The organism is Nocardioides korecus (assembly GCF_054778395.1).
The window spans coordinates 83567-93076 of sequence record NZ_BAAGZO010000004.1 but is presented as its reverse complement, the minus strand read 5'-3'; the positions used below and the strand labels follow the sequence as shown (position 1 = coordinate 93076).

14 protein-coding genes are annotated in these 9510 nt (G+C 74.8%); 7 read left to right on the top strand and 7 right to left on the bottom strand.

The genetic code is table 11. The annotated features are described in order from the left end of the window. Positions 1 to 3: 3 nt before the first annotated feature. Complete coding sequence (gene greA, locus ACYVDA_RS08875; protein ID WP_460817359.1) at positions 4 to 513, bottom strand: transcription elongation factor GreA; 510 nt, start codon at positions 511 to 513, stop codon at positions 4 to 6. 60 nt (positions 514 to 573) lie between these two features. Further along, positions 574 to 978, bottom strand: coding sequence for a DUF4307 domain-containing protein (locus tag ACYVDA_RS08870; protein WP_460817356.1), 405 nt, complete (start codon positions 976 to 978; stop codon positions 574 to 576). Between the two features lie 34 nt (positions 979 to 1012). On the opposite strand from ACYVDA_RS08870, the gene mca reads away from it, so the two are divergent. From mca to ACYVDA_RS08850, 4 genes are read left to right on the top strand one after another with little or no spacing between them, the layout of a single operon-like run. Continuing rightward, positions 1013 to 1894 carry a mycothiol conjugate amidase Mca gene (gene mca, locus ACYVDA_RS08865; RefSeq protein WP_460817354.1) on the top strand — a complete coding sequence of 294 codons (882 nt, stop codon included), beginning with the start codon at positions 1013 to 1015 and terminating at the stop codon, positions 1892 to 1894. 43 nt (positions 1895 to 1937) lie between these two features. After that, entirely contained in the window at positions 1938 to 2234 is a 297-nt protein-coding gene (locus ACYVDA_RS08860) for a hypothetical protein (RefSeq protein WP_460817352.1), read from the top strand. A gap of 19 nt (positions 2235 to 2253) precedes the next feature. Further along, complete coding sequence (locus ACYVDA_RS08855) at positions 2254 to 2889, top strand: hypothetical protein (protein ID WP_460817351.1); 636 nt, start codon at positions 2254 to 2256, stop codon at positions 2887 to 2889. A gap of 39 nt (positions 2890 to 2928) precedes the next feature. Beyond that, positions 2929 to 4362: a PepSY-associated TM helix domain-containing protein gene (locus ACYVDA_RS08850; RefSeq protein ID WP_460817349.1), complete on the top strand. Its 1434-nt coding sequence runs from the start codon at positions 2929 to 2931 to the stop codon at positions 4360 to 4362. Positions 4363 to 4378: 16 nt separating this feature from the next. On the opposite strand, the gene ACYVDA_RS08845 is transcribed toward ACYVDA_RS08850, so the two are convergent. Beyond that, the gene (locus ACYVDA_RS08845; RefSeq protein WP_460817347.1) at positions 4379 to 4987 is read right to left on the bottom strand and encodes a methyltransferase domain-containing protein; all 609 of its coding nucleotides are present in this window, start codon (positions 4985 to 4987) and stop codon (positions 4379 to 4381) included. After that, a complete protein-coding gene (locus ACYVDA_RS08840; protein ID WP_460817345.1) occupies positions 4974 to 5348 on the bottom strand; it encodes a thioredoxin family protein in 375 nt (124 codons plus the stop codon). Before ACYVDA_RS08840 ends, ACYVDA_RS08845 begins: the two co-directional genes overlap by 14 nt. A gap of 205 nt (positions 5349 to 5553) precedes the next feature. On the opposite strand from ACYVDA_RS08840, the gene ACYVDA_RS08835 reads away from it, so the two are divergent. Next, positions 5554 to 6033: an SsgA family sporulation/cell division regulator gene (locus ACYVDA_RS08835; protein ID WP_460817343.1), complete on the top strand. Its 480-nt coding sequence runs from the start codon at positions 5554 to 5556 to the stop codon at positions 6031 to 6033. Here the strand turns inward: ACYVDA_RS08835 and ACYVDA_RS08830 are convergent. From ACYVDA_RS08830 to ACYVDA_RS08820, 3 genes are read right to left on the bottom strand one after another with little or no spacing between them, the layout of a single operon-like run. Then, positions 6030 to 7448, bottom strand: coding sequence for a phytoene desaturase family protein (locus tag ACYVDA_RS08830; RefSeq protein ID WP_460817341.1), 1419 nt, complete (start codon positions 7446 to 7448; stop codon positions 6030 to 6032). The two genes, ACYVDA_RS08835 and ACYVDA_RS08830, sit on opposite strands and share 4 nt — an antisense overlap. Continuing rightward, the gene (locus tag ACYVDA_RS08825) at positions 7445 to 8014 is read right to left on the bottom strand and encodes a hypothetical protein (RefSeq protein ID WP_460817339.1); all 570 of its coding nucleotides are present in this window, start codon (positions 8012 to 8014) and stop codon (positions 7445 to 7447) included. The genes ACYVDA_RS08830 and ACYVDA_RS08825 overlap by 4 nt, the downstream gene beginning before the upstream one ends. Beyond that, positions 8011 to 8622: an RNA polymerase sigma factor gene (locus ACYVDA_RS08820; RefSeq protein WP_460817337.1), complete on the bottom strand. Its 612-nt coding sequence runs from the start codon at positions 8620 to 8622 to the stop codon at positions 8011 to 8013. The genes ACYVDA_RS08825 and ACYVDA_RS08820 overlap by 4 nt, the downstream gene beginning before the upstream one ends. A 121-nt stretch (positions 8623 to 8743) precedes the next feature. On the opposite strand from ACYVDA_RS08820, the gene ACYVDA_RS08815 reads away from it, so the two are divergent. Beyond that, positions 8744 to 9187, top strand: coding sequence for an Asp23/Gls24 family envelope stress response protein (locus tag ACYVDA_RS08815; protein ID WP_460817333.1), 444 nt, complete (start codon positions 8744 to 8746; stop codon positions 9185 to 9187). Beyond that, complete coding sequence (locus ACYVDA_RS08810) at positions 9184 to 9507, top strand: hypothetical protein (RefSeq protein ID WP_460817331.1); 324 nt, start codon at positions 9184 to 9186, stop codon at positions 9505 to 9507. The genes ACYVDA_RS08815 and ACYVDA_RS08810 overlap by 4 nt, the downstream gene beginning before the upstream one ends. The last annotated feature ends 3 nt before the right edge of the window (positions 9508 to 9510 follow it).

Here is a 9510-nt window from a genome sequence, read left to right as displayed (position 1 = left end):
GGCTCAGCCGGCGTACGGCACGGCCTCGGTGATCTCGGCCTTGATCTCCTTGCCGTTGGGCAGGGTGTAGGAGACGGTGTCGCCCCGCTTGGCGCCGTGGATGGCCTGGCCCAGGGGCGACTGCGGGGAGTAGACCTTGATGTCGTCGCCGGCCATCTCGCGGGCGCCGAAGAGGAAGGTCTCCTCCAGGTCGAGGCCGACCAGGTTGACGGTCACCTTCATGCCGGGCTCCACGACGCCGTCGTCGGCCGGGGTCTCGCCGACCTCGGCACGCTCGAGCATGTCGGTGAGCTGCTGGATCCGGCCGTCGAGCTTGCCCAGCTCGTCGCGGGCGGCGTGGTAGCCGGCGTTCTCCTTCAGGTCACCCTCGTCGCGGGCGTCGCTGACGCGCTTGACGATCTCGGCGCGCCGCGGCCCGCGCAGCTCCTCCAGCTCGGCGGTGAGCTGCTCGTGCTTGGCCTTGGTGAGCCAGACGGTGCTCTGGGTCGACGTGCTCTGGGTCGACTCGGTCATGTGCAGCTCCTGGATCGGTGGTGAGGTCGTTCGGGCAAGTGGTCGAGGCTACCAACGCGGTCAGCGCGGACGCGACTGTCCCGGGGCGGTGCACCCGATCATCTCGACCGAGGTGGCCCCGCGCTCGGTGCGGAACGGCACGGTCAGCCGCACCGTGCCCGAGGCGTCGCGCACCCGGAAGTTGCGCTCGCCGACCACGGAGTGGTCCTCGGCGTACGCCCGCAGCTTGCAGCTGGCCGACACCGAGCGCGAGGTGGGCTCGACGCTGACCCGCGCGGTGACCGAGTGCTGGTCGACCACGTCGAAGGAGACCAGGGCCGACTGGACCTCCGGGTTGCTCTGGAACCAGGCGGCCCACACGACCCAGGCGAGGGCCACCGCACCCACCAGGCCCGACACGACCAGGGTCGTGCGCCTGCGGGTGCGGCTGGGCGCGCCGTAGCGCTCCGACATCAGGTCGCTCACCTCACCGATCCTGCCACCCGGGCCCACTCCTAGGATGGGCGGCATGCTCCGGTTGATGCACGTGCACGCCCACCCCGACGACGAGTCGAGCAAGGGTGCGGCCTCCACGGTGAAGTACGTCCGGGAGGGCGTCGACGTCCACGTGGTCACCTGCACCGGGGGTGAGCGGGGGTCGATCCTCAACCCCAAGATGGAGCGCCCCGAGGTGCTGGAGAACATCACCGAGATCCGCCGCCAGGAGATGGACGCGGCCCGCGAGATCCTCGGCGTGCGCCAGGACTGGCTCGGCTTCGTGGACTCCGGGTGGCCCGAGGGCGACCCCAAGCCGCCGCTGCCGGAGGGCTGCTTCGGCCTGGTCGACCCCGAGGTGGCCGCCGAGCCGCTGGTCCGGCTGATCCGGGAGTTCCGGCCGCACGTCGTCACGACGTACGACGAGAACGGCGGCTACCCCCACCCCGACCACATCATGTGCCACCGGATCTCCATGGTGGCCTTCGAGGCGGCCGCGGACCCCGAGCGGTTCCCCGGCGCCGGGGAGCCCTGGCAGCCGCTGAAGCTGTACTACCAGCACGGCTTCAACCGGCCGCGCTTCGTCGCGATCCACGAGGCGATGGAGGCCGAGGGGCTCGAGTCGCCGTTCGCGGAGCGGCTGAAGGAGTGGAAGGTCGACCCCGAGCACGACGCCCGGATCACCACCCAGGTCCCGTGCGGGGACTACTTCGAGGTCCGCGACCGGGCCCTGATCGCCCACGCCACCCAGATCGACCCCGACGGGTTCTTCTTCAAGGCGCCGCTGGACCTCCAGCGCCGGGTGTGGCCGACCGAGGAGTTCGAGCTGGTGACCTCCCACGTCGAGACGACCCTGCCCGAGGACGACCTGTTCGCGGGCATCCGCGACCTCCCCGACCTGGACTGACCTGGATGGGGGGCCCCGACCGGGCACCTGAGACACTGGAGGCATGTACGCCGTGCTGCTGCCGCTCCTCGTCCTCCCTGCGAAGGACCCCGTGCCGGCGCCCGACGACGTCAAGGCCGGCTGGGTCGCCTTCGCGGTGTTCATCGCCCTCGGTGTGGCGGTCGCCCTGCTGGGCATCAGCCTGAGCCGGCACCTGCGCACGGTGCGCGCCAACGCCGAGCGCGGTGACGTCTTCGCGCCCAGCCCCGATCGCCCCTCGAAGACCCCGCGGATCCCCACCCAGGCCGAGCGCGACGCCGAGGGCGCCGGCTCCACGGGTCCCGAGCCCCGGTCCACCTGACCCGAGGATGGTCGCGGGGGTGGCTGACCAGCGGGCCGTGGGCGGCCTCCTCGCCGCCCGCGCGCTCGTGCTGTCGGCGGTGGCCTGGACGACCGGCGCACTCGCGCACGTCGAGGCCGGCGGGTTGCTCCCGGGCCCGCTGACCGTGCTCGCGCTGCTGCTGGGCGGAGCGGCCTTGGCCGCGCCCCTGCTCCGGCGCCCGGCCTCCGCCGTCCGGACCTGCGCGCTGCTCGTGCTGGGCCAGCAGGGCGTGCACCTGGCGCTGTCGCTGACGGCCGGGCACGCCCACGAGGAGCACGGGATGCCCGGGATGGCGGGGATGCCGGGGATGGCGGGGAGCCCGCTGGACCACCCGGGCATGCTCGCCGCCCACGTCCTCGCCGCCACCGTGTGCGGCTGGTGGCTGGCCCGGGGCGAGCGCGCCCTGTGGGTCGTCCTCGGTCTGGCCGGTCGGGCCTGGTCGCACGCGCTCGACCGGGCGCTGGGGACGCTGGAGGTGCTGCGGCGGGCGCTGCTCGTCGTGCGCCCGCGGGAGGGCACGGCTCCGCGGGCCCGGCTCGGGGACCACCTCCGGGCCCCCTGGGTGCCGGTGCCGCACCTCCCGGCCGGCGACGTGAGCAGGAGGGGTCCGCCGACGGCAGCCGCCGTCGCCTGACCCTGCTCCACCCACCTGCGCACCCTCCGGAGTTCCCGCATGCCCACCCCTGTCCCGACCCTGCCCACCGCCAGCCCGCCGCGTCCGCCCGCCGCGTCCCGCGCCCGCTCCCGGGGCGGCCTCTTCCGCGCGTTCTGGCGCTGGCACTTCTACGCCGGCGTCGTGGTGGTGCCGGTGCTGCTCGTCCTCGCCGGCACCGGCCTGGTCTACCTGTTCCGCTTCCAGCTCGAACCACTGCTGCACGCCGACCTGATGCGGGTCCAGCAGCCCGCCGGCTCCACCCTCACCCAGCCGTACGCCGCCCAGCAGCGCGCCGTCGAGCGGGCGCTGCCCGGCGCCGAGGTCGTGTCGCTGACCGAGCCGTCGGCGCCCGACCGCAGCACGGTCTTCTCGGTGACCCGGTCCGACGGCGAGGGCCGCGACGTGTTCGTCGACCCCTGGACCTCCGAGGTGCTCGGCGACCTCGACCCCGACGCCACGCTCAGCGGCACCGCGATCCGGCTGCACGCCGACCTGATGTCGGGCCGCACCGGGGACCTGGTGATGGAGCTGGGCGCCTGCTGGGCGCTGGTCTCGGCCGTCACCGGCTACGTCCTGCTGGAGCGCGGTCGCGCCGCCCGGCGGCGGGTCCGGCGGGCCGGTCGCCCCGGGGCGCGGCTGCGCTCGGGCCACGCGGTGCTCGGGGGCGTGGTCGGCGTCGGCCTGGTGGCGATGCTGGTCACCGGGCTGCCCTGGACCGGCGTCTTCGGCGGCGCCGTCCAGCGGGTGGCCACCGCCGGCGGCTCCTCGATGTGGAGCACGGACCCGGGAGCGGTCTCCTCGCCGTCCTCGACGCTGGACGAGTCGCTCCCGCACAGCCACGCAGCGGTCCCGTGGGGGCTCCAGCGCACCCCGGTGCCTGCGGGGGCGGCCGCCGAGGAGGGCACGCCGGTGGTGGACGTCGACACCGCGCTCGCCGTGGCCTGGCGCGAGGGGCTGCGGCACCCGATGACGGTGGCGCTGCCGGCGGGGGAGCGGGGCACCTTCTCGGTGATCGGCTACGCCTTCGACGCGCCCTCGGACGAGCGCACCGTCCACGTCGACCGCTTCGGCGGCGCGGTGCGGTCGGCGTACGGCTTCGAGGACTACCCGGTGCTGGCCAAGGTGGTGGCCCAGGGCATCGGCCTGCACGAGGGCCGCAGCCTGGGCACGGCGAGCACGGTCCTGGCCGCGGGCTTCTGCCTCGGCGTGATCGCCCTGTGCGTCACCGGCCCGCTCACCTGGTGGCGCCGACGGCCCTCCGGCGCACGGACGGGGGCGCCCCGCGGACGGATGCCGCTGCGCGCCTCTCCGGGCCTGGGGGCGGCCGTGGTGGTGCTGGGGGTGCTGCTGCCGGTGTTCGGGGTGAGCCTGGTGGCGGTGCTGCTCCTGGACCGCTTCGTGCTCCGCCGGGTGCCCGCCCTCGCGGACTTCTTCGAGGTCCAGCGGACCTGAGGCCGCCGGGGCGCCCTCAGTCCCCGCGGCGGGCGTGCACCAGCGCGTCCAGGGCGGTGCCGGCGGCGCCGTGGCCGTCGGCCGCGGGCACCGGGCGCTCGACACGCTCGGCCCGGAGGACCTCCCAGTCCACCCCGGGCACGTCCGCGACGTCGTCGAGCACGTCCTGGGCGGTGTAGAGCAGCGCCGGGTCCTGGGGGCCGCCCGTGCCCTCGGTCAGGTTCGTCGAGTCGTGGGCGACCACGAGCAGGCGCCCGCCGGGGGCCAGCGCGGCGGCGCAGCGCCGCAGCGCCGTGCGGCGCTCGGGGGCGGGCACCTGGAAGTAGGCGACGACGACCAGGTCGAGGGCGTTCGGCAGTGGGCAGGTCAGCACGTCGCCGACCTGCCAGTGCACCTCCGGGCTCAGCCGGCGCCCCTTGTCGACGCCGACGGCCGACCAGTCGACCGCGGTGACCCGCCACCCCCGACCGGCCAGCCAGCGCGCGTTGCGTCCCTCGCCGCAGGCCAGGTCCAGGGCGGTGCCCGGGGTCAGGTCGGCGACCTCCTGCTCGACGAAGACGTTGGGCGAGGCCGACCAGACCAGGTCGGTGCCGGCGTAGCGCCGGTCCCAGTCAGCCGCGTCCACCGGGTGCGCCTCCCGCGACCTGCCGGTGCACGTCGTCCATGTCGAGCTCGCGCACCGCGGTGATCAGCTGCTCCAGCGCGGCCGGGGGCAGGGCGCCGGGTTGGGAGAACACCAGCACGCCCTCGCGGAAGGCCATCAGGGTCGGGATCGAGGACACCTGGGCCGCGGCGGAGAGCTCGTGCTCGGCCTCGGTGTCGACCGACCCGAACGCGATGTCGGGGTGGGCCTGCGCGGCGGCCTCGTAGGTGGGGGCGAACTGGCGGCACGGCCCGCACCAGCCGGCCCAGAAGTCGACCAGCAGGATGTCGTTGTCGGCGACGGAGGACTCGAAGTTCTCCGACGTGAGCTCGAAGGTGGACATCGGCTCAGCCTAGCGGGGCCGGCCGAGTGCGCGGTTCGTCGCGTTTTGCTGGCATTCCGGGCCCTGGTCCGGTGTCTGGGTACTACGCACAGATGCCACGTCGGTCCCTGCCGCGACCCGTGTTGCGGTGGCGAGGATGGAGACATCCTCGCGGGCCCGATCCGGACCCCGGGTCACCCACGGCACGGAAGGCCAGGAACACCGCATGACTCGCTCGGACCGCGTCGACGCCACCACTCCCCACTCCCTCACGCACCAGCTGCGGCTGGAGCTGGTCGACGAGCTGGGGTCGGTGGAGATGGTCCCAGCCGAGCTGCACTACGACGCCCGCGACCCGTACGCCGTCCGCGCGACGTTCTGGGCCGCCGGCGGGCCGGTCGTGTGGGACCTGGGCCGGGACCTGCTCGACGACGGGCTGGACCAGCCCAGCGGCGACGGGGACGTGCACGTCTGGCCGTCGGTGGGCAACCGCGGCGGTGCCGTGGTCGTGATCGAGCTCGGCTCGCCCGAGGGCTGGGTGATGCTCCAGGCCGAGGCGCGCTCGCTGATGCGCTTCCTGGTCGCGACGCAGCGCCTGGTCCCCTCGGGGCAGGAGTCCGAGCACCTCGACCTCGACGCCGTCGTGGCCGCCCTCCTGGCCCCCACCGCGCCCTGGGGCCCCACCGACGCGGGTCAGCAGGGCTAGAGCCGCCGCAGCGCCGACCGGGCGGCGTTCCAGCCGCACATCCCGTGCGCCCCGGCGCCGGGCGGCGTCGCGGCCGAGCACAGGTAGACCCCGTCGACGCCCGTGGCGTAGGGGTCCAGGGCCGGCCGCGGACGCAGCAGCAGCTGGCCCACGGTGTTGGCGCCGGTGATCACGTCGCCCCCCACGAAGTTGGCGTCCAGGCGCTCCCAGTCGCGCGGCGTCGTGACGTGCTCGGCGACGACCCGCTCGCGCACCCCGGGGGCGAACCGCTCGAGCTGCCCCAGCAGGGCCTCGCGGGCCACCGCCGGGTCGCCGTCCCACCCGGCGGGCACGTGGGCGTAGGCGTAGACCGGGTGCACGCCGTCGCGGGAGCGACCCGGGTCGGCCAGGTGCTGCTGGCCCACCAGCACGAAGGGCCGCTCGGGCATCCGGCCACGGTCGACCTCGCGCTCGGTGTGGGCGACCTCCGCCAGGGTGCCGCCGACGTGGACGGTCCCGGCCGCTCGCGACTCAGCGTGGCGCCACGGGACGCCGCCCTCGACGGCGAGGTCGAGCTTGAAGGCGCCGGGCCCGTGGCGGTAGCGCTCGTAGGAGCGTCGCACCCGGGCCGGCAGCCGGTCGCCGATCACCCGGGCCGCGGCGGCCGGGGCCAGGTCGAGCAGGACGACGTCGGCGTCCCCGACCTGGTCCAGCGAGGTGACCTCGACGCCGGTCTCGACCCGCCCGCCGAGCTGGGTCAGCAGGCCCACGACGGCCCGGCTGATCGACGCCGACCCGCCCTCGGCCACGGGCCAGCCGTAGCGGTGGGCCGAGGCGCCGAGCGCCAGGCCGATGGCGGAGGTGAGCGGGGCCGTGAGGGGGCGCATCGCGTGGGCCGCGGCCCCGGCGAAGAGCGCCCGGGCCTCGGGGGTGGCGAAGCGACGCGCCAGCAGCGTCGCGGGCGCGACCGCACGGGCGCCGAAGGTGGCCAGCGCGACCGGGTGGGTCGGGACGTGGACGACCGGGCGCAGGAAGTCCTCGGCCACCCGGTCGAAGTGCCGGCTGACCGAGCCGAACACCTGGAGCCAGGCCCGCTCGTCGGGACCCAGCGCCGCCGCCGTGCGCTCGACCGAGCGCCAGGCCGCGGCCCCGCGACCGTCGTCGAGCGGGTGGGAGTACTCCACCTCGGCCCAGCGCCAGCGCAGCCCCTGGGCGGCGAGGTCGAAGCGGCGCGTGAAGGCGTTGTCGACCGCGAGCGGGTGGAAGCCCGAGCACTCGTCGTGCACCAGGCCCGGCAGGGTCAGCTCGCGGCTGCGGGTGCCGCCCCCCAGGGTGTCCGCGGCCTCGAGCACGGTGACCTCGAGACCCTGGTCGGCCAGGGTGAGGGCGGCCGCGAGCCCGTTGGGCCCGCTGCCGACCACGACCGCCCGGGTCACTCCTCGTCCGGGTCCACGAGCCGGGGGTCGCCGCGCGTCACGTCGCTGACGTGGACGTGGCCCACCACCACCTCGGTCGTGGGCGCGGTCCCCGGCTCGGGGCCGAGCAGCTCCTCCAGCGTCGACCGCGCGAGCTCGCGCGCCAGGTCGGCCTGGCTCAGGATGTCGGTGCCGAACCGGACGAACAGCTCGATCGTGGCCGCCCGGAGGTGCTCGTCGCGGTCGACGTCGAGCAGGACCCGGCTGACCGCGGCCCCGGACAGTCCCCCGTCGAGCCGCTGCTGGAGCACCGCGGTGATGACCGTCGAGCTCATCTTGACGAAGTCGAAGCGGCCGCGGCCGTGCACCAGCACGGCGGGGCGGGGGGTCTCCAGGCTGCGCCGGAGGACCTCGTCGGCGATCTCGACCGAGCGGGGGACCGGGCGGGCGCGGAGCTGGGCGGTGGCCGCGGCCAGGGAGGCCTCCAGGCCCGCCGGCAGGCCCAATTCGGGGGAGTCGGCGGAGTCGGGGGAGTCGGGGGTGTCGGCTGGGACCGGCTCGTCGGCGGGCCCCGGTGCTGCGGTCATCGCCACTGCTCCATCCTGATCGCGAGGGTGCGCCGGGCCCGGTGCAGCTGGCCGCGCACCACGGTGGGCGTCGTGTCGAGGACCCGCGCGATGTCGTCGTAGGAGAAGTCCTCGAGCTCCCGGAGCAGCCAGCTGGCGCGTTGGCGCCACGGTAGTTCGGACAGCGCGAGGGTCAAGTTCTCCCACAGCTCGCGGGCCATCAGGGCCTGGTGCGGGTCGGTGTCCGCAGACGGGCCGCGCTGGAGCGTCGACCGGTGGGTCAGCGGCTCGAGGAGGTCGTTGTCGACCGCGAGCGGTCGCGTGCGGCGGCGTACGTCGAGGGCCTCGCGGGTCACGATGGTGAACAGCCAGGTGGAGAACTTCGAGGTGGCCCGGAAGTCCGGCAGCTTGCGCCAGGCCTTGACCCACGCCTCCTGCACGGCGTCCTCGGCCAGCGCCTCGTCCCCGTCGAGCATCCGCAGCGCGAACCGGAACGACCCCGGGAACAGCCGGGCGAACAGCTCCTCGTACGCAGCCCGGTCGCCGAGCCCCGCACGGCGTGCCAGGGCGGCCTCGCTGGCCCGGGAGGCCCCGCCCGGGTCGCCCGGGTCGCTGCGCTCCTCGGTCACAGGCCCGACCCTAGGGCCCGTCGCAAATGTGATCCGGGGCACACCGGCGTGAGGATCGCACGACTGGGCACGTCCTACGTGTGTTCGACCGAATCCGCACTGACGACGAAGGAGTCATCACATGACCGAGAAGTCCGTAGAGAAGGCCACCACCGGCAACCAGCTGGTCGGCAACGACGGTCGCACCACCATCGCCGACACCGTCGTGTCCAAGATCGCCGGCATCGCGGCCCGCGAGGTCTCCGGTGTCTACGCACTCGGCGGCGGCGCCTCCCGTGCGGTCGGCGCCCTGCGCGAGCGCATCCCCGGCAGCAGCAGCAACCACTCCCAGGGCGTGTCGGTCGAGGTCGGCGAGCGCCAGGCCGCCGTCGACGTGACCCTCGTGGCGGAGTACGGCGTGTCCATCGCCGACCTGGCCAGCGGCATCCGCCGCAACGTGATCGCCTCGATCGAGCGCATGACCGGCCTCGAGGTGACCGAGGTCAACGTGGAGGTCCAGGACGTCCACGTCGAGAGCGACGACCGCAACGACGAGTCCACGGACAGCGAGCCGCGGGTCAAGTGACCACCGACCAGCCCGGCACCGCGGATTCCCCGGACCGCCCGGACACACCGGCCGATCGGGTCGCCCAGGCGGCCCTGGCCGTGCCGGGGGTCACGGGGCTGCACGCCGGCTCGTTCGGCGAGGTGGGCACCTACCTCGTCGGACGACAGGTGCGCGGTGTGCGGCTGCGGCCCGAGGGGGCCGAGGTGCACGTCACCGTCGCCATGGGTCGTCCGCTCCTGGAGGTCGCCGAGGCCGTCCGGGCCGCGGTCGCCCCCCTGGTCGACACCGAGGTGTCGGTCGTCGTCGAGGACGTCGCACCGGCTGCCGAGCAGGTCTAGGGC

Bases quoted from the DNA above. Each gene is read 5' to 3' on its own strand.
- ACYVDA_RS08860 (WP_460817352.1), top strand. From the start codon at position 1,938: ATGTACGCCGTGCTGCTGCCGCTCCTCGTCCTCCCTGCGAAGGACCCC.
- mca (WP_460817354.1), top strand. From the start codon at position 1,013: ATGGGCGGCATGCTCCGGTTGATGCACGTGCACGCCCACCCCGACGAC.
- ACYVDA_RS08815 (WP_460817333.1), top strand. From the start codon at position 8,744: ATGACCGAGAAGTCCGTAGAGAAGGCCACCACCGGCAACCAGCTGGTC.
- ACYVDA_RS08825 (WP_460817339.1), bottom strand. From the start codon at position 8,014: ATGACCGCAGCACCGGGGCCCGCCGACGAGCCGGTCCCAGCCGACACC.
- greA (WP_460817359.1), bottom strand. From the start codon at position 513: ATGACCGAGTCGACCCAGAGCACGTCGACCCAGAGCACCGTCTGGCTC.
- ACYVDA_RS08840 (WP_460817345.1), bottom strand. From the start codon at position 5,348: ATGTCCACCTTCGAGCTCACGTCGGAGAACTTCGAGTCCTCCGTCGCC.
- ACYVDA_RS08835 (WP_460817343.1), top strand. From the start codon at position 5,554: ATGACTCGCTCGGACCGCGTCGACGCCACCACTCCCCACTCCCTCACG.
- ACYVDA_RS08850 (WP_460817349.1), top strand. From the start codon at position 2,929: ATGCCCACCCCTGTCCCGACCCTGCCCACCGCCAGCCCGCCGCGTCCG.